15 protein-coding genes are annotated in these 17,660 nt (G+C 65.7%); 10 read left to right on the top strand and 5 right to left on the bottom strand.

What is annotated here, in order from left to right:
• Window positions 1-23: 23 nt before the first annotated feature.
• Together E5673_RS15585 and E5673_RS15580 are read left to right on the top strand one after the other, a co-directional pair.
• A complete protein-coding gene (locus E5673_RS15585) occupies window positions 24-308 on the top strand; it encodes a CsbD family protein (RefSeq protein WP_136190715.1) in 285 nt (94 codons plus the stop codon).
• 250 nt (window positions 309-558) lie between these two features.
• The gene (locus E5673_RS15580) at window positions 559-831 is read left to right on the top strand and encodes a hypothetical protein (RefSeq protein WP_136190714.1); all 273 of its coding nucleotides are present in this window, start codon (window positions 559-561) and stop codon (window positions 829-831) included.
• 74 nt (window positions 832-905) lie between these two features.
• Here the strand turns inward: E5673_RS15580 and E5673_RS15575 are convergent, their stop codons facing one another.
• Window positions 906-1,391, bottom strand: a complete 486-nt coding sequence (locus E5673_RS15575) for an Hsp20 family protein (RefSeq protein ID WP_136190713.1) — start codon at window positions 1,389-1,391, stop codon at window positions 906-908.
• A gap of 171 nt (window positions 1,392-1,562) precedes the next feature.
• Window positions 1,563-1,967, bottom strand: coding sequence for a DUF2147 domain-containing protein (locus E5673_RS15570; RefSeq protein WP_210731758.1), 405 nt, complete (start codon window positions 1,965-1,967; stop codon window positions 1,563-1,565).
• A gap of 190 nt (window positions 1,968-2,157) precedes the next feature.
• On the opposite strand from E5673_RS15570, the gene E5673_RS15565 reads away from it, so the two are divergent.
• Entirely contained in the window at window positions 2,158-4,779 is a 2,622-nt protein-coding gene (locus E5673_RS15565) for a PAS domain-containing protein (RefSeq protein WP_247599423.1), read from the top strand.
• A 31-nt stretch (window positions 4,780-4,810) separates the two neighbouring features.
• Here E5673_RS15565 and E5673_RS15560 read toward each other — a convergent pair whose 3' ends face one another.
• Window positions 4,811-5,638 (bottom strand): helix-turn-helix transcriptional regulator, encoded by an 828-nt coding sequence (locus E5673_RS15560; RefSeq protein WP_136190712.1) that lies wholly within the window; start codon window positions 5,636-5,638, stop codon window positions 4,811-4,813.
• 97 nt (window positions 5,639-5,735) lie between these two features.
• Between E5673_RS15560 and E5673_RS15555 the strand changes: the two genes are divergently transcribed.
• Window positions 5,736-6,641 carry an SDR family oxidoreductase gene (locus E5673_RS15555; RefSeq protein ID WP_136190711.1) on the top strand — a complete coding sequence of 302 codons (906 nt, stop codon included), beginning with the start codon at window positions 5,736-5,738 and terminating at the stop codon, window positions 6,639-6,641.
• A 119-nt stretch (window positions 6,642-6,760) separates the two neighbouring features.
• Window positions 6,761-8,317: an amidase gene (locus E5673_RS15550; RefSeq protein ID WP_136190710.1), complete on the top strand. Its 1,557-nt coding sequence runs from the start codon at window positions 6,761-6,763 to the stop codon at window positions 8,315-8,317.
• An 11-nt stretch (window positions 8,318-8,328) separates the two neighbouring features.
• Here the strand turns inward: E5673_RS15550 and E5673_RS15545 are convergent, their stop codons facing one another.
• On the bottom strand, window positions 8,329-9,603 hold the full coding sequence (locus E5673_RS15545; protein ID WP_136190709.1) for an MFS transporter: 1,275 nt from the start codon (window positions 9,601-9,603) through the stop codon (window positions 8,329-8,331).
• Window positions 9,604-9,877: 274 nt separating this feature from the next.
• Here E5673_RS15545 and E5673_RS15540 point away from each other — a divergent pair, with 274 nt between their 5' ends.
• Both E5673_RS15540 and E5673_RS15535 read left to right on the top strand, forming a co-directional pair.
• Entirely contained in the window at window positions 9,878-10,990 is a 1,113-nt protein-coding gene (locus E5673_RS15540) for a metallophosphoesterase (RefSeq protein WP_136190708.1), read from the top strand.
• Between the two features lie 52 nt (window positions 10,991-11,042).
• Window positions 11,043-12,296: an arsenic transporter gene (locus E5673_RS15535; protein WP_136190707.1), complete on the top strand. Its 1,254-nt coding sequence runs from the start codon at window positions 11,043-11,045 to the stop codon at window positions 12,294-12,296.
• Between the two features lie 20 nt (window positions 12,297-12,316).
• Here the strand turns inward: E5673_RS15535 and E5673_RS15530 are convergent, their stop codons facing one another.
• Window positions 12,317-13,630, bottom strand: coding sequence for an amidohydrolase family protein (locus tag E5673_RS15530; protein WP_247599422.1), 1,314 nt, complete (start codon window positions 13,628-13,630; stop codon window positions 12,317-12,319).
• A gap of 187 nt (window positions 13,631-13,817) precedes the next feature.
• Between E5673_RS15530 and E5673_RS15525 the strand changes: the two genes are divergently transcribed.
• From E5673_RS15525 to E5673_RS15515, 3 genes are read left to right on the top strand one after another with little or no spacing between them, the layout of a single operon-like run.
• Entirely contained in the window at window positions 13,818-14,324 is a 507-nt protein-coding gene (locus tag E5673_RS15525) for a 2Fe-2S iron-sulfur cluster-binding protein (protein WP_136190706.1), read from the top strand.
• Window positions 14,321-15,307: a xanthine dehydrogenase family protein subunit M gene (locus E5673_RS15520; RefSeq protein ID WP_136190705.1), complete on the top strand. Its 987-nt coding sequence runs from the start codon at window positions 14,321-14,323 to the stop codon at window positions 15,305-15,307. The genes E5673_RS15525 and E5673_RS15520 overlap by 4 nt, the downstream gene beginning before the upstream one ends.
• The gene (locus E5673_RS15515) at window positions 15,304-17,640 is read left to right on the top strand and encodes a xanthine dehydrogenase family protein molybdopterin-binding subunit (RefSeq protein ID WP_136190704.1); all 2,337 of its coding nucleotides are present in this window, start codon (window positions 15,304-15,306) and stop codon (window positions 17,638-17,640) included. Before E5673_RS15520 ends, E5673_RS15515 begins: the two co-directional genes overlap by 4 nt.
• Window positions 17,641-17,660: the final 20 nt, after the last annotated feature.

Genomic DNA, 17,660 nt, shown 5'->3' with positions numbered 1-17,660 from the left:
CCACGTATCGAAGGAGATCATTCATGAACACCGACACCCTCAGCGGCGCAGCAACGGACGTCAGCGGCAAGGTCAAGGAAACCCTCGGCGGCGCGATCGGCGACAAGTCGCTGCAGAGCGAAGGCGCAGCGGATCGGCTGACCGGTACCGTCCAGAAGACGGTCGGCCAGGCCAAGGACGTCGTCGAAGAGAACATCCGTCCGCTGGTCGACTATGTCCGCCAGTTCTCGAAGGAGCGTCCGTTCACCGCCGCAGCAGTTGCCGGTGTACTGGGTATCGCCCTGATCAACACGCTCCGCGGCAAGTAAGCCTCGGCGTGTCGCGGCGGGGGCGCATGATCGCTCCCGCCGCTATACCGCTGTTTGAATTACCGAAGACGTACGACACCAAGCGCACGCATTCGTTGCGCTACTGATAAAAAAAGCTGCGGCTGGTCGATCGAACATCCGACGACCTCATCGCGAACTACGCAACACCAACGCGCTGCAATTGCGGACCGTGATCCACGGTCGCGCTGCCGAAGACCTATGTCGATCGGACTTCGGAGAGGAGACCCGCATGACGGATCATACGGATTACGAAACCGATTACGATTCCAACCTCGTCGTGGGACACCGCGAGCAGCGATCTGACGACGACTGGGACAAGGTCTGGAATACCGACGATCGCAACCGCGATACGCTCCGCAAGATTGAGTTCGGGCTGGCGATGATCGCTGCGGGCGTAGCACTCGTCATGGTCCGCGGCGGATGGCTGCGGATGACCGCTCGACCGAACCATGTCGTGCCCTCGGCGGCCGATATTCACGTCCAGATGCCGCCGCCGCGCTAAGTCGGGCACTTCGAATAATACCGCCCGAATACAAGAACGACTGCCAGCATTAGGGCTGGCAGTCGTCATTTCCGTTACGCGGCGGAGCGTTCCGCCTGCTTGTCTTCGAGACGATCGCCGCTGCGATCATTGGCAGCAGCGCCGTTGATCTCGATCCGACGCGGCTTCATCGCCTCGGGGATTTCGCGCTTCAGCGCGATGCGCAGCAGGCCGTTGTCGAAGCTCGCATTCTGGACCTGCACGAAGTCGGCAAGCTGGAAGCGGCGCTCGAACGCACGGGTGGCGATCCCGCGGTGGACGAAGCGGCCATCGTCGCGTTCGTCGGGCTTGCGCCCGCTGACCGTCAACTGGTTGTTCTGCGCGACGATCTCGATGTCGTCGGGGCGAAACCCGGCGACGGCGAGCGTGATCTGATAGCTGTCCTCGCTCTCGCGTTCGATATCGAACGGCGGATAGCCATCGGCCGTTTCGGTCCGCGCGGTCGCTTCCAGCAAGTCGAACAGCCGGTCGAAACCAACCGTGGAACGACGGTAAGGCGTGAAGTCGAAGTTCGTCCTCATATCCAAATCCTCCTCATGAGCAATCTGAGCACGAGGAGCACCGGTAAAGCCGGTGCCCTCAGTCGCCGGACCGATCGACGCGTCCGGCGACCGGGGAAATAATTTCGCGTCCGAACGCGTCAAGATTGCCGAACGAAATTTTTTGCACCGGCCGCGAGCGACGGCGATCCGCTACTTGATTCGCTTCCACGACTGCGTCTTGCAGCCGAACCCCGCGAACATGCAGCCTTCGCCGACCAAGGTGCGGGCATCGATCTGCGTGATCGTGCCGGACACGGTCTGGCCGACATCGGGAATGAAGACCTCGCCGCTCCATCGCCCAGGCTCGTCCTCGACGAAATCGCGGAACAGTTCCTCGCCGACGAGCTGGTCGACGCCGCCGCGCTGCGCGTCCTCCATCGCAGTGCGGCTCGCCCACACGACCGTTCCGCAGATCGCATCGCGACAGCGCTTGAATGTCACGTGGACGGTGTTGTGCGGGTTGGCCCAGATCCCGGCGGGCGGCGGGGTCCGTGCCGAGGCGGGCGCGGAAACCAGCGAGAGTGCCAGGATTGCGGTCGAATATTTGAAAAGCATGTCATCCTCTCGAATTCCCTACCGGATCGAACGTGCCAAACCTCGCTTCGAGCCCCGTCGAAAAGGTAAAACCGGAATTTCGATTGCCACCTATGCGGCTGATTTGGCTCAGTATCTAATGGTCGGCGTTGCGATGATTTGGTCGCTACCCTAGATACCGGGATTGGTGATCATCGACGAGTAGACTGTTTTGACTGATATCATCGACAGCGCCGTCGAAAGCGCCCCGAAAATGACGGCGGATGCCGAGCGGATCGCGGCCGAGCTGATCGCGCAGGACGTCGGCACCGATCCGTTCGTCGCGGCCGTGCGGGCCACGCGGATGCCGATGATCATCACCAATCCCCGGCTGCCCGACAATCCCGTCGTGTTTACCAACGACGCGTTTTGCCGGTTGAGCGGGTATAGCCGGGCGGAAATCCTCGGCCGTAATTGTCGGTTCCTGCAGGGGCCGGAAACCGATCCCGCGACCGTCGTCAAGATTCGCGAGGCGGTGCGGCAGGTCCGGCCGATCGAGATCGACATCCAGAACCACCGCAAGGACGGCGAGCTGTTCTGGAACCGCCTGTTGCTCGCGCCCGTCTACGATACCGAAGGCGTGCTCGCCTATTTCTTCGCAAGCCAGGTCGATGTGACGCTTGAGCGCGAACGGCTGCAAGGCCTGGAATCGAGCAATGCCGCGCTTCTGGCCGAGCTAACCGACCGGTTGCGGATGCAGCAGGAGCAGGAGCGCGAGCTGGCTTTCACGCTGAAGGCTGCGCGCTTCGGAACCTGGAGCCTGGAGATCGCCAGCAAGCAGCTGACTGCCTCCGATACGTGCAAGGAAATATTCGGCCGCCCCAGCCACGAGCCCTTCACCTACGAGGACCGGCTCGAGGCGATCCATCCCGAGGATAGAGCGAAAAGCGTTGCCGAAGTCCGTCGCTGCGTCGCGGAGGGCACCGACTATGACGTGGTCTACCGCATCTATCGCCGCGATGGAGAACTGCGCTGGCTCGCCTCGCGCGGCCAGCCCTTCTTCAACACCGAGGGCGAGGCTTTGCGGATCGCCGGCGTCTCGACCGATATTACCGACCAGCGTCGCAGCGAGATCATGCGCGCGGCGCTCGTCGAACTGGGCGACGTGTTTCGTGACACGGACGAACCGGATGATATCTCGTTCGCGGCTGCGCGGATCATCGGCCAAACGGTTGGGGCGGATCGGGCGGGCTATGGCGAGATCGACGCCGACACGCTCACGATCATGCGCGACTGGAGTGCACCGCGCGTCGCGCCCCTTTTCGGCAGCTTCGATCTACGCAGCTTCGGAACGTACATCGACGATCTGAAAAATGGCGACGAAGTGTGTATCGAAGACGCGCACACCGATCCGCGGACGCGGTCGACGGTCGCCGCGCTAGAGGCGATTTCCGTCCGCGCGATCGTCAACATGCCGATCATGGAAAACGGTCGGCTGGTCGCGATGCTCTATCTTGGCAGCGGCCGTGCAAGGCAATGGCGCGCGGACGAGGTGGCGTTCGTTCGCGAGGTCGCCGAGCGCACCCGCATCGCGACCGAGCGGCGGCGCACGGAACAGGAGCTCGCAGCTCTGGCCGCGTCGCTGGAACAGCAGGTTGCGGCGCGAACCGGCGAGCTCCAGCATGCCGAGGACGCGCTGCGCCAGTCGCAGAAAATGGAAGCGGTCGGCCAGCTCACCGGCGGCGTCGCGCATGATTTCAACAACCTGTTGACCGTCATACGCTCGGCAACCGACCTGCTGAAGCGTCCGGACCTCAGCGCGGAACGGCGCGAACGCTATATCGACGCGATCTCCGACACCGCCGATCGTGCCGCGAAACTGACGGGGCAATTGCTCGCTTTCGCGCGGCGGCAGGCGCTCCAGCCGGAAGTGATCGACGTTGGACAAAGCCTGCGCGTCATCGCCGATATGCTGGGCACGCTGACGGGCTCGCGGATCGTCATCGACATCGACGTGCCCGAGACACCGCTGTTCACCAACGTCGATCCGAGCCAGCTCGATACCGCGCTCGTGAACATGGCAGTCAATGCGCGTGACGCAATGGACGGCGCAGGTCATATCCTGATCGCGGTGCGGCCCGCATCGTTCATCCCCGCCGTTCGCTCGCACCCGGCCGTGCCGGGGCGCTATGTCGCGATCTCGATGACCGACAGCGGCACGGGCATCGAACCCGAGAAACTGGAGCGGATCTTCGAGCCGTTCTTCACGACCAAGGGCGTCGGGCAGGGCACCGGCCTCGGGCTCAGCCAGGTGTTCGGGTTCGCCAAGCAGTCCGAGGGCGACATTGTCGTCGAAAGCCCGCCGGGCGAGGGCGCGACCTTTACCTTGTACCTGCCGCAGGTCGACGAGAGCGACCGTCCGGTCGAGGACGACACCGTCCAGACGCTGGCCGACGGTCATGGAACCTGCGTGCTGGTCGTCGAGGATAACAAGGAAGTCGGGACGTTCACCACGCAGTCGCTGGCCGAGCTTGGCTATGTGACGGTGTGGGCGGCCAATGCGCAGGAGGCTCTGGCGGAGCTGGGCAAGGATGCCTCGCGCTTCGATATCGTGTTTTCGGACGTGGTCATGCCGGGGATGAACGGCATCGAACTCGGCAAGGCGATCCGCGCCGACCATCCAAGCCTGCCGGTCGTGCTGACGTCGGGATACAGCAACATCCTCGCGCAGGACGGCACGCACGGGTTCGAGCTGCTCCACAAGCCGTATTCGGTCGAGCAATTGTCGCGCGTACTGCGCAAGGCGGCGGGCTGGGGAAGCGCCGACAGAAGTTCGGACGGCTCGGCGGAATAACGGAGAGGCTGCCGATCCGCGCGCGAAAGGCTCAGGCGGTCGGCGTCATCAACGATCGGATACGCCGCGCCGTTTCCGGGGTTGCGGGATTGTAGACGATCATTCCGAGTTCCGGCCGACCGTCGACCGCAAACGCCGAGAATTCTAGCTCGAGCAGGCCGTGTACCGGATGGTGAAGCCGCTTCAGCCCGTCCGCGTGCCGAGCGACGTTGTTGTCGCGCCACAACGCCTCGAATTCGGGACTGAGCCGCGACAGTTCCTCGACCAGTTGGCTGATCTCCGCGCCCGCACCTGCACGCGCGGCATCTGCGCGAAACGTACCGACGACATAGCGCGCGACGTTGAGCCAGTCCTCCTGCGCCGCCTTGATGCTCGCATTGGTGAACATGAGGCGAAGGATGTTGCGCTGGTCGCGGGGAAGCGTCGCATAGTCGGTCAGCAACGTCGCCGCCGCCGCGTTCCACGCGACCACGTCCCAAGTCGGCGTCTTGACGATTGCCGGGCTGAATTCGAGCGCATCCAGCACCCGCTGCAGCCTCGGCGTGACTTCGTCGGAGGCGCGATAGGTCGCTTCGGGCGGGTGGCCGAGACCGAGAACGAACAGGTGCTCGCGCTCCGGCTCGGTCAGCATCAGGCCGCCGGCGATGCGGTTGAGGACGTCGGCCGACGGCGCGCCGCCGCGGCCCTGTTCGAGCCAGGTGTACCAGGTCGCCGAGATGTTCGCGCGCTGGGCGACTTCCTCGCGGCGCAGGCCGGGCGTCCGGCGCCGTCCACCGCTGAACCCGAACGCTGCCGCGTCCATCCGTGCCCGGCGATCACGCAGGAACGTGCCGAGCGCATTGTCAGTCTCGATAGACATCGACATCCTGTTGAAGATTATACCATGATAAGGTCACTACTTTTACAGGTGTTGAAGTACGCCCAAGTCTTCCTCCGGACAATATCGGAGAGTTTGGATGCGTGTATTTTTGACGGGTGCGACGGGCTTCATCGGGTCGCGTATCGTACCGGAACTGCTCGGCGCGGGTCATCAGGTCTTGGGTCTTACCCGGTCGGATGCCGGCGCGCGGTCGCTGGTAGAGGCTGGCGCCGACGTACATCGCGGTGATCTCGTCGATCTCGACAGCTTGCGCAGCGGAGCGGAGCAGGCGGATGCGGTGATCCACACCGCGTTCGATCATGAGTTCACCAATTTCGTCGCAAACTGCGAGAAGGACCGCCGTGTGATCGGCGCGATGGGGGAGGTGCTCAAGGGGAGCGATCGTCCCATCATCATCACGTCGGGTACCGGGATCGGCGATACTGGCCCCGGCAAGCCTGCGCTCGAGTCCGCGTTCAACCCCGATTATCCCAACCCGCGGATCGCGTCGGAAAAGGCGGGGCAGGCGCTATTGGAGGCAGGCCTCGACGTCCGTGTCATGCGGCTCCCGCAGGTTCACGATACCGTGAAGCAGGGGCTGATCACGCCCTATGTCGATATCGCGCGTGAAAAGGGCGTGGTGGCCTATGTCGGCGACGGCGCCAATCGCTGGCCCGCGGCGCACGTGCTGGACGTGGCGAAACTCTACGCGCTCGTCCTCGATAAGGGCGAGAAAGGTGCGCGGTACAATGCCGTTGCGGAGGAAGGCGTCAGCGCGCGGGCGATCGTCGAGGTGGTTGCTGCCGGGTTGGGCCTGCCGACGCTATCGCTGACCCAGGAGCAGGCGAGCGATCATTTCGGCTGGTTCGGCATGTTCGCCTCGCTCGACATGCTCGCCTCCAGCGACTGGACTCGCGCGCAACTCGGCTGGAACCCGACCGGCCCGGGGTTGATCGCGGATCTGGAAGCGATGGACTATGCATCGGGCCTTGTCGACGCCTGACCGAGCATCCCGCTGGCGACAATTTATAGTTTGCCGTCAGCGGGATACGCGTCGAGCAGATGCCGCTTGCATCGGTGCGCGGCTCGGGACCATCCTGCGACATTGTCTACGGGGGTCTCATGCGTCGTCTCATCACTGCGGTACTGCTCGCCTGCGTCGCCACGCCCGTTGTCGCCAGGACGGTGGTCGTCGAGGAGGTGTCGCTCGATCGCTTGAGGGCGTTGATGAACGAAGGCACCGCGAGCAGCGTCGACATAACCCAGGCCTATCTGGCGCGGATCGCAGCGATGGATCGCAAGGGGCCGGCGCTGCACAGCGTCATCGCGGTCAATCCCGATGCGATCGCGCAGGCCAGGGCGCTCGATGCCGAACGCAAGGCGGGGCATGTTCGCGGTCCGCTGCACGGCATTCCGATCCTGATAAAGGACAATATCGAAACCGCGGATCGGCTACCGACGACTGCTGGCAGCCTCGCTTTGCGCGACAACATGACGCACCGAGACGCGCCGATGGTCGCATACCTGCGGCGCGCGGGTGCGGTGATCCTCGGCAAGACCAACTTGTCGGAATGGGCGAACATCCGTTCGACTCATTCGATGAGCGGTTGGAGCGCGGTCGGCGGGCTTGTGCGTAATCCCTATGCGCTGGACCGGACCGCGTGCGGCTCCTCGTCAGGATCGGGCGCCGCGGTTGCCGCGAGTTTCGCTGCGGCGGCGGTCGGTACCGAGACCGACGGTTCGGTCGTGTGCCCGTCGTCGCTGAACGGTCTGGTCGGGTTCAAGCCTTCGATCGGTCTGGTCAGTCGTACGCATGTCGTGCCGATCAGCCACAGCCAGGATACCCCGGGGCCGATGGCGCGCAGCGTTACCGACGTCGCGATCCTGTTGTCGGGCATGGTCGGTGCGGATTCCGCGGACCGCGTGACGGCGGCGGCGGTGACCAGGGATTATGTCGCAGGACTCTCGGCCAGCGCCTTGTCCGGCATGCGGGTCGGTGTGGTCCGGCCGGACGGCATGTCCGCGGATCTGACCAGTCGCTACGCGGCGGCGCTGAACGTCCTGCGCGCAGCAGGTGCCGTGCTGGTCGAGGTAAAGACGCCGAAGCTCGACGGACTGGGCGAGGCCGAACTGATGGTCCTGAAAACCGAACTCAAGGCGGACCTGAACACCTATCTCGCTACCACGCCGCTCTCGGTCCAGACGAAGACGCTGGGCGCGGTGATCGCCTTCAACCGCGCGAACGCCGCGACCGAGATGCCGTTCTTCGCGCAGGAATTGTTCGAGGATGCGGACAAGACCAAGGGGATCGACGATCCCGCGTACAAGGCTGCGCGCGCGACCTCGCTGCGGCTGGCGGGCGCGCAGGGGATCGACGCGATGCTGCGCGCGGCGGGTGCGCAGATCCTGGTCGAACCGACCTATGATGCGGCGTGGCTGAGCGATCCGGTTTACGGCGACACCTATGCCGGACCCTCCGCCGCGACGTTACCAGCGGTCGCCGGTTATCCGCATCTGACCGTGCCGATGGGTCTCGTACGCGGATTACCTGTCGGCCTGTCGTTCATCGCCACCAAGGACGCCGACCAGACCGTGCTACGCGCCGGCTATGCCTATGAACAGCGCGCCAAGGCCCGGTCGGCGCCGCGGTATTTACCGACCATCGCCGTCGACCGGTGAGGCGAGGGGGCTTACCCCGTCTTCTGCTTCGTCTCGGGCATCGCGAAGAAATAGAGCATGAAGCCAGCGCCCGCGACGACGGCCAAGGTCAGGAAGTTCACGCTGTAGCCTGCCCAGACGATGATCGCACCGGCCAGCGTCGCGGACAAGGCCGCACCCAGGCCCTGCGCGCTCGCGACCGCGCCCTGGCTGACGTTGAACCGTCCCGTCCCCTTGGTCAGGTCGGCGATCACGACCGGGAACAGCGCGCCGAAGATGCCCGCGCCGATGCCGTCCAGTGCCTGCACGCCGACCAGCCACCACGGGTTGTCCGACACGGTATACAAAGCGCCGCGCGCTGCGAGGAACCCGAAGGCGACGAGGAACAGCGGCTTGGTGCCCCATTTCTCGGTGTTGCGACCAACCACGATCGCGACCGGTACCATCACAAGCTGCGCCGCGACGATGCACGCGGCAGTCAGCGACGTCGCCTGATCCTTACCGACGGTCCGCGCGAGCAACTGGCTGACCGACGTCAGCATCGCCGCGTTGGCGAGGTGGAACAGGAACGCCGTCCCCGCGAAGATCATCAGCGGCTTGTTCTCGACCAGCGCCTTCCACCCGCTCGGCTCCTCGCAATCGTCCTCCGGCTCGCAATCGAGACCACGCGCGACCGCGTTGTCGATGTCGTCGTTCTTGATCCGCGACGCGGTCGCGATGCTCGCCACCGTCAGCGCGCCCATCAGGTAGAAGACGACGACCGGTCCGAACTTCCACGCGAGCACGCCCGCGAGCGCCGCCGACACGGCGTTGCCCGCGTGGTTGAACGCCTCGTTGCGACCGACGCGCTTGGCGAACAGTTTCGGGCCGACGAGACCGAGCGTGATCGCCGAAATCGCCGGCGCGAATACAGCACCGGCGACTGCCGCGATCGACTGGGTGACCGCCACCGCGGTAAAGCCACTGACGATCGGCAACGAGACGCTGCTGAGCGTCACGAGCAGCGCGGCGATCATCACGATCCGCGGCTTGTTCCTGCTGCGATCGATGAGGCCGCCCGCCGGCGTCTGCGAGATCAGGCCGACGATCCCGGCGATCGTCAGGATCATGCCCACCGTCGCCTCGTTCCAGCCATGCGCAGGCCCACGTACCGCGACGAGATAGATCGCCAGATAAGGCCCGAGCCCGTCGCGAACGTCGGCAAGGAAGAAGTTCAGCGCGTCGAGCGTCTTCTTGGGCGCGGATGTGGCGTCCGACCCGCCCTTGGCCTTGCCGTTGCTGGCGGATGCCGTGTCCGTCGTGGCCATGAGAATTCCCTGAAATATCGGTGTCGTCGAACGCGGTGTCGCACGAGAAACCCGCGCGCCGTCGGATCGCTAAAGCTGCGGCACCAAGCAAAGTTTCCACGCCGCTAAAATATTGTTCGGCCTGATATTCCCTAGTGATGTCAAAAGCTAAACCGAAACTGAACGGGTCCGTTAAGTCTCAAATCATGAAGTTATTGTCACGGATCGATGAACGCGCAGCCTCGCTATGGGCAGCATCGGCGGATCATCTGCCAGACGACTTGAAAGTGCTTTAATGACGGGATGCCTGACCTGGATTCACTTTGGCGATCTGCATGTCGACGAGGCCGATGGGTATGAAGGACTGTCTCGGTTTAGCGCGCTGATCGCGAGCGCCGAGGCGAATCTGGGCGACGCGGTCGACTTCGCACTGTTGCCCGGTGACAATGCCAATCACAGTACCGACGACCAATATGCGCGGATCGCGGACGCGATGACCGGGCTGTCGTTGCCGTGGCACGTGCTGGCGGGCGATCATGATTTCGAACCCGGCGACCTTACCGCGATGCGCGCGATCACGGCGAAGATGGCGCCCTATGCGGAGACGATCGCGGGTTATCGCTGCCTGTTCCTCGATATCGTCTCGGCGGGGAAGGGTGGTCCCGACTTCCGGATCGACCCGGCCCAGCGCGCCTGGATCGAACGCGAACTGAGCGCCGCCGCGGTCGCAGGCGAGCCGGTGGCGGTGTTCATGCATGCCTATCCCGGCGACCTGCGCGACGATCCCGACGGTATCGCCGGGCTGTTCGCCGCGCACTGCGTCGCGTTCGTCGACACCGGACACACGCATTACAACGAATTGCTCAACGACGGTCGCGTCATCTACGGCGCGACCCGCTCGACAGGCCAGATCGAGGAGGGCGCACCCGGTTTCTCGATCGTCACGCTCGACGACGGCGTCCCGAGTTGGCGGTTCCAGGCGATCGACGATCCCTGGCCGCTCATCCAGATCACCAGCCCGGCCGACCGCCGCCTGATCACCGACCCGGTGCGCGCCGACAACGTGCCCGGCAGCGCCTTCACCGTGCGCGCGAAGGTATTCGGCGGCGTGGAGATGGTGTCGCTGCACGTCGATGACGGCCACGTAATCCCGATGACGCGCATCGACGGCGTGCCTTCGCTCTGGAGCGCCTCGGTCGATGGCATAACCGACGGCCTCCACCGTCTCGCCGTCCGCTGTGACGGAAGCGAGGACCGGATCGAGATCCTCGTCCGCAACTCGGGGCCAAGACCAAAACGCAATCCTCCCGTGTCGCTCGGCCGCGACGTGAACGCGATCGGTGCCTGGCTCGATCGTGGTATCGACGGTGCGCAGCGCGGCCCCAACAAGAACGGACTCGATTGGTGAATACCGCAACAATGACGATGGTCCGGCGTGTCGGCTCGCGGATGCCCGCGGCATGACGGTTCACACCTATGCGATCTGGGCAATCTGCTTCGTCGCGACCTTCGGCGTGATCACGCGTCCGTTCAAGCTGCCCGAAGCGGTCTGGGCGGTCGCTGGCGCGGCGGTGTTGCTCGTGTTCGGACTGATGTCGCCCAGTGCAGCATGGGCCGCGGTGCTGAAGGGTGGCGACGTCTACCTGTTCCTGATCGGCATGATGCTGCTGTCCGAGGTCGCCCGCGAACAGGGACTGTTCGACTGGGTCGCCGAGCACGCGGTCCGCCTCGCAAGGGGATCGACCAGCCGCCTGTTCGCGCTGGTCTTCGGCGTCGGCATCGTCGTCACGACCTTCCTTTCGAACGACGCGACCGCAGTGGTGCTGACCCCCGCCGTCTATGCCGCGGCGAAGAAGGCGAAGGCGGACCCGCTGCCGATGCTGTTCGCCTGCGCGCTGATCGCCAACGCGGCGAGCTTCGTGCTGCCGATCTCCAACCCCGCGAACCTCGTGCTGTACGGCGGCGAAATGCCGTCGCTCGGGGCGTGGATGGCGTCGTTCGCGCTGCCGTCGTTGCTGTCGATCGGCGTGACGTTCCTCGTCCTGCGCTGGGTCGAGCGCGAGCGGCTCACCGGGCAGTGCGAGATGGTCGTCGAGACCGGCGCGCTGTCGCGTGGTGGAAAGATCGCGCTGGGCGGGATCGTCGCGACCGCGGTCCTGCTGATCGCCGCGTCGGCGCAGGGGCACGACCTCGGACTGCCAACCTGTCTTGCCGGTATCGCGACGATGGCCGCGATCTGCATCGGGGAGCGCAAGTCGCCGTTCACGACGCTTGGCTCGGTATCCTGGGCGGTGCTGCCGCTGGTCGCGGGCCTGTTCGTGCTGGTCGAGGCATTGGCGAGCACTGGCGTGATCACGATCCTGGCACGCTGGCTCGCGGCCGGGGCAGCCCAGTCGCCTTCGACGACCGCAGGCGTTGCGGGGACGATCCTGGCATTCGGTTCGAACCTGATGAACAACCTTCCGGCTGGACTGATCGCGAGCACGACGCTCCAGCAGGCCCATGTCCCGCAGATCGTCACCGACGGCCTGCTGATCGGCGTGGACCTCGGCCCGAACCTGTCGATCACCGGCTCGCTCGCCACCATATTGTGGCTGACCGCGATCCGCCGCGAGGGCGAGGACGTCGGCTTCTGGCGGTTCCTCAAGGTCGGCGCGGTGGTGATGCCGCCAGCGCTGTTCGCCGCGCTCGGCGCGCGCATGCTCATAGGCTGAGCGCGCCGAGCGGCGGCCGTTCAGATGCCGGCAGCAGGCGTCTTCGCGACCGTCCCGCGGTGCATGACGAACTCGACGTGTTCGAGCCGCGTGACGTCCTGCAGCGGAGACCCCGCCACGGCGATGATGTCCGCGGTCTTGCCAGGTGCGAGCGTGCCGATGTCGTCGCGCCCGAGCAGGTCTGCTGCACCCACCGTGGCGGCGGCGATCGCCTGGGTCGGGGTGAGCCCGTTCCTGACCATCAGCGCGAACTCGGTGGCGTTGTCGCCGTGCTTGGACACACCGGTGTCGGTGCCGAACGCAACCTTGACCCCCGCGGCATAGGCGCGGCGGTGACTGGCCGCCATCGCCGCGGCCGCCGCCTCGGCCTTGACGATCGTCGCGGGCGGCAATGCACCGCCGCGCGCCTGGGCCAGCGCCGCGACGGGTGCGATCTCGGTCGGCACCAGATAGGCGCCCTTGGCCTTGAACAGCCGGATCGTCTCGTCGTCGAGGAACGTGCCGTGCTCGATCGAGTCCACGCCGGCCTCCAGCGCGGCCTTCGTGCCCTCAGCGGCATGGCTGTGCGCGGCGACCTTGCGGCCGAGCGCGTGCGCCGTCTCGATGATAGCCCGCATTTCCTCCGGCGTCATCGCACGGCCGAGGCCGCCGCTGACGTTCGACAGCACGCCACCGGTCGCCGCGAACTTGATGACGCGCGCGCCCAGCGCGACCTGCGCCCGCACCGCGCGGCGGCAATCGTCGGGGCCGTCACACAGGTTCATTTCCTTCGCGTGCACCATGTCCGCGAATTCCTCCGCCAGCCCGTTGCCGCCGTCACCATGCCCGCCCGTCACCGAGATCATCTCGCCGGCGTTGGTGATGCTCGGCCCTTCGACGGTGCCGGCATCGATCGCATCGCGCAGTGCCCGAATACCGCGCGGATCGCCGCCCAGGTCGCGAACCGAGGTGAAGCCTGCCGCCAGCGTCGTGCGGGCGTTGGCAACCGCGGTCATCTCGTCGTCGAACCGGTCGCGGTTGAGCGCTTCCAGCCGCGCGCGCATGGGATCACCGCCGATGCCCCAGAGATGGACGTGCATGTCGACCATCCCGGGCAGTACGAATGCGGTACGCAGGTCGATCAGCTTCGCCCCCTGTTCCGGCGCGACGAAGCCATCGCGCAGCTCGACGATCTTCCCGTCGCGGACGATGATCGTGGTGTTGCCGCGCGGCGCCTGGCCGGGCCGGTCGAGCACCGTGCCCGCCTGGATATAGGTCGTGGTCGATGGCTTACCCTGCGCCAGTACCGGTGCCGCGACGATGGCCGTCAGCCCGATCATCCATGCCTTGATCATCACATAGTCCCCCTTTGATGCGTGATGCTCGCCGATGCGTGACGCGGCGGCAAGAGGGCATCGATCTATCTTCACGATCGCACCGCCAGACGCTTGGCAGACCCCGCTGATAGCGACTATACCGCTCGGTACTGAAATACGGATTCGACGGTTGCAACGACACCGTCGGCTCAACAGGAGAGTGGCGATGTCGATACTTGTCAACGGGTCAGCGGTGGCGCTGCCCGACGATCCCCGTGTCTCGCTGCTCGATCTGTTACGCGAAGGGCTGCATCTGGCTGGTACCAAGAAGGGGTGTAACCAGGGCGCGTGCGGCGCCTGCACGGTGCTCGTCGATGGCGAGCGGATCGTGTCCTGCCTCGCGCTCGCGGTGCAGTATGACGGGCGACAGGTGACGACGATCGAAGGCTTGGCCGACGGCGACGCGCTGCATCCGTTGCAGCAGGCGTTCATCGATCACGACGGCTTCCAGTGCGGCTATTGCACGCCGGGCCAGATCTGTTCGGCGATCGGCATGGCGGCGGAGGCGAAGCGCGGCGTGCCGAGCCATGTCAGCGCCGATCTCATCGCCGACGTGACGCTGACGCGCGAGGAATTGCAGGAGCGGATGAGCGGCAATTTGTGCCGCTGCGGTGCGCATAACGGGATCATCGACGCGATCCGCGAAACCGTGGCAGCGGAGATGGCGGCATGACCCCGTTCACCTACGCGCGCGCTGAGAACGCCGCAGACGCTCTCCGGCTCGGGCAGGCGAACGCGACGGCATACCTTGGCGGGGGTACCAACCTGGTCGACCTGATCCGCGAGACGGTCGCTAAGCCAAGCGCGCTGGTCGACGTGACCGGGCTGTTGAACGAGATCGAAGAGACCGAGAGCGGTGGGCTGATGATCGGCGCCGCGGTCCGCAATACGGCGCTGGCCGAGCATCTGGCGGTGCGGACGCGCTATCCGGTACTGTCGCGCGCGATCCTGGCGGGAGCGTCGGCGCAGATCCGGAACATGGCGACGGTCGGCGGCAACCTGCTCCAGCGAACCCGGTGTACCTATTTCTACGACACCGACGGATCGCGCTGCAACAAGCGCGCCCCGGGGTCGGGCTGCGACGCGATCGAGGGTTTCACGCGGGGACACGCCATTCTCGGTGCGTCGTCGGCGTGTGTCGCGACCCACCCGTCGGACATGTGCGTCGCGCTCGCCGCACTCGATGCGGTCGTGCATCTGCACGGGCGGGGTGGGGCACGGACCTTGCCCTTCACCGAGCTTCATCGCCTGCCGGGCGATCATCCCGAGTTCGATACCGTGCTGGAACCGGGCGAACTCATCACCGCGATCGAACTGCCGCCGCTGAGTTTCGCGGCCAACTCGACCTATCGCAAGGTGCGCGACCGGGCGAGCTACGCCTTTGCACTGGTCTCGATCGCCGCCGCGCTGAAGATCGAAGACGGCGTTATCAAGGACGTGCGGATCGCGCTCGGCGGGGTCGCGCATAAGCCGTGGCGCGCGTCGAAGGCTGAGGCGGCCTTGCGCGGTGGCCCCGCGACCGAGGAGGCGTTCCAGGCCGCCGCCGTCGCCGAGATGGCGGACGCCGCGCCGCTGCGCGACAATGGTTTCAAGATCGCACTGACTAAGCGCACCCTCGTCGCCGTGCTCGGCGACCTTGCCGGAGCAGCAGCATGAGCATCGTCGATACGGTCAAGGAAACCGCGCAGGGTCTGGTCCAGGGCGCGATGAGCAAGCTCGTGCCGCTCGCCCCCGACAGCTGGGTTCCGGGCGGCGTGCCCGACCCGTTGATCCGCCAGCAGCACGGGCTGATCGGCACGTCGGTGTCGCGGCTCGACGGTCCGCTCAAGGTGCGCGGCGCGGCCCCGTTCGCGGCGGAGTTCCCGCTGGAGGGCATGGTCTACGCCGCGCTTGCCTATGCGACGATTCCGCGCGGGCGGATCGCGACGATCGATACGGCGGCTGCGGAGGCTGCGCCGGGCGTCGTGGTAGTGATGACGCACCTGAACGCGCCCCGGATGAACCCGCCTGCTGTGTTCGGCTCTTCGCCCACCGCGGCGGGGCCTGCCGACCTGCCGATCATGCAGGACGACCGCGTCCACTGGAACGGCCAGCCGATCGCGGTAGTGCTCGCCGAGACGCAGGAGCAGGCCGACCACGCCAAGTCGCTGATCGTCGCGACCTACACGGCCGAGTCTTCGACGACGTCGCTCGCTGCAGCCAAGGCTGAAGGACCCAAGCAGGGTCTGTTTATGGGCCAGCCGTTGCTGAACGAGATCGGCGATGCGGATGCGATGCTGGCAGCGGCACCCCATAAGGTCGATCACGTCTATCGGACGCCGCGCCACAACCACAACGCGATCGAGCCGCATGCCGCGACGATCGCGTGGGTCGGCGACGAATTGGTCGTCCACGACGCGACACAGCTCGTCACCGCGGAGGCGCAGACGATCGCCGACGTGTTCGACCTGAAGGCGGCGCAGGTCCGCGTCACCTCGCCATTCGTCGGCGGCGGGTTCGGTGGGAAATGCCTATGGGATCACCAGATCCTCGGTGCCGCCGCGGCGAAGCTTGCCGGGCGTCCGGTCCGGATCGCGCTGTCGCGTGAGGGCGTATACCGTGTCGTCGGTGGCCGTACGCTGACCGAACAGCGGGTCGCGATCGGCGCGGACGCGGATGGTCGCTTCAAGGCGCTGGTCCACACCGGCATCGCCGCGATGACCCCGCACAACAACATGCCCGAACCCTTCATCCTCGGCACGCGCGGCGGTTACGCGGCGGACAGCTTCAAGCTGTCGGTCGAGACGGTCACGATGAACATGCTCGCCAACACCTTCATGCGCGCACCGGGCGAGGCGGTCGGCACGTTCGCGCTGGAATCGGCGATCGACGAACTCGCGGTCGAACTCGACATGGACCCGATCGCACTGCGCCTCCGCAACGAGCCGGACAAGGATCCGACCTCGGGTTTGCCATTCTCCTCGCGGCATATCGTCGAGGCTTGGCGCAGCGGCGCCGAGCGGTTCGGCTGGGACGACCGGACCGCCGAGCCGGGAACACGTCGCGAAGGCGAGTGGCTGATCGGCATGGGCTGCGCGACCGGGACCTATCCCTATTACCGGATGCCGGGCGCCGCCGCACGGATCACGCTGCGTCGTGACGGACATGCCCTTGTCGAGATCGCCGCGCATGAGATGGGCATGGGGACGTCCACGACGACCGCGATGGTGGCCGCCGATCGTCTCGGACTCCCGCTCGACCGCGTCTCGGTCGGCTATGGCGATTCGATCATCCCCGGCGCGATCCTGGCCGGTGGATCGCAGCAGACCGCGGCGATCGGCGCCGCGGTGATCGCCGCGCATCATGCGCTGGTCGCCGAACTGCTGAAACTCGCGGGCAATGATTCACCACTCGCAGGCCTGTCGCCAGACGAGGTCGGAAGCGAAAATGGCGGGCTCACCAAGCTCGACGATCCGTTGCGACGCGAAAGCTACGTCTCGATCCTCGATCGGGCACAGCGCGAAAGCGTGGTCGTCAGCGAAGAGGCTTCGCAGCCGCTCGAACTGATGCACTGGTCGATGCATTCGCACAGCGCACTGTTCTGCGAAGTCCGTGTCAACGCGGTCACCGGCGAGACCCGCGTCAGCCGTTTCCTCGGCGCGTTCGATTGCGGTCGTATCCTCAATCCCAGGACCGCGCGCAGCCAGTTCCGCGGCGGGATCGTCATGGGCCTCGGCATGGCGCTGATGGAGGAGACGCAGTTCGACGAGCGCAATGGCCGCATCATGAACCCGAGCCTCGCCGAATATCACGTGCCCGTGCACCTCGACGTGCCAGAGATCGACGTGATCTGGACCGACATCGCCGACCCGCACACGCCGATGGGCGCGCATGGCGTGGGCGAAATCGGCATCACCGGCGTCGCCGCGGCGGTGGCGAACGCGATCTACAACGCCACCGGCAAGCGCGTGCGCGACCTGCCGATCACGCTGGACAAGGTGCTGATCTGATCGGAGAGCGTGACCGGTCG

Source organism: Sphingomonas sp. PAMC26645, from assembly GCF_004795835.1.
Classification (GTDB): Bacteria; Pseudomonadota; Alphaproteobacteria; order Sphingomonadales; family Sphingomonadaceae; genus Sphingomonas.
Note: the sequence above shows the minus strand (reverse complement) of the source record. Positions and strands in the feature narration are given on the sequence as shown.

What these genes read in the sequence shown, in the direction of transcription:
- E5673_RS15530 (WP_247599422.1), bottom strand. Translation starts at nt 13,630, where the DNA reads ATGATCAAGGCATGGATGATCGGGCTGACGGCCATCGTCGCGGCACCG.
- E5673_RS15525 (WP_136190706.1), top strand. Translation starts at nt 13,818, where the DNA reads ATGTCGATACTTGTCAACGGGTCAGCGGTGGCGCTGCCCGACGATCCC.
- E5673_RS15570 (WP_210731758.1), bottom strand. Translation starts at nt 1,967, where the DNA reads ATGCTTTTCAAATATTCGACCGCAATCCTGGCACTCTCGCTGGTTTCC.
- E5673_RS15580 (WP_136190714.1), top strand. Translation starts at nt 559, where the DNA reads ATGACGGATCATACGGATTACGAAACCGATTACGATTCCAACCTCGTC.
- E5673_RS15585 (WP_136190715.1), top strand. Translation starts at nt 24, where the DNA reads ATGAACACCGACACCCTCAGCGGCGCAGCAACGGACGTCAGCGGCAAG.
- E5673_RS15535 (WP_136190707.1), top strand. Translation starts at nt 11,043, where the DNA reads ATGACGGTTCACACCTATGCGATCTGGGCAATCTGCTTCGTCGCGACC.
- E5673_RS15545 (WP_136190709.1), bottom strand. Translation starts at nt 9,603, where the DNA reads ATGGCCACGACGGACACGGCATCCGCCAGCAACGGCAAGGCCAAGGGC.
- E5673_RS15555 (WP_136190711.1), top strand. Translation starts at nt 5,736, where the DNA reads ATGCGTGTATTTTTGACGGGTGCGACGGGCTTCATCGGGTCGCGTATC.
- E5673_RS15575 (WP_136190713.1), bottom strand. Translation starts at nt 1,391, where the DNA reads ATGAGGACGAACTTCGACTTCACGCCTTACCGTCGTTCCACGGTTGGT.
- E5673_RS15550 (WP_136190710.1), top strand. Translation starts at nt 6,761, where the DNA reads ATGCGTCGTCTCATCACTGCGGTACTGCTCGCCTGCGTCGCCACGCCC.
- E5673_RS15520 (WP_136190705.1), top strand. Translation starts at nt 14,321, where the DNA reads ATGACCCCGTTCACCTACGCGCGCGCTGAGAACGCCGCAGACGCTCTC.
- E5673_RS15540 (WP_136190708.1), top strand. Translation starts at nt 9,878, where the DNA reads ATGACGGGATGCCTGACCTGGATTCACTTTGGCGATCTGCATGTCGAC.
- E5673_RS15560 (WP_136190712.1), bottom strand. Translation starts at nt 5,638, where the DNA reads ATGTCTATCGAGACTGACAATGCGCTCGGCACGTTCCTGCGTGATCGC.
- E5673_RS15515 (WP_136190704.1), top strand. Translation starts at nt 15,304, where the DNA reads ATGAGCATCGTCGATACGGTCAAGGAAACCGCGCAGGGTCTGGTCCAG.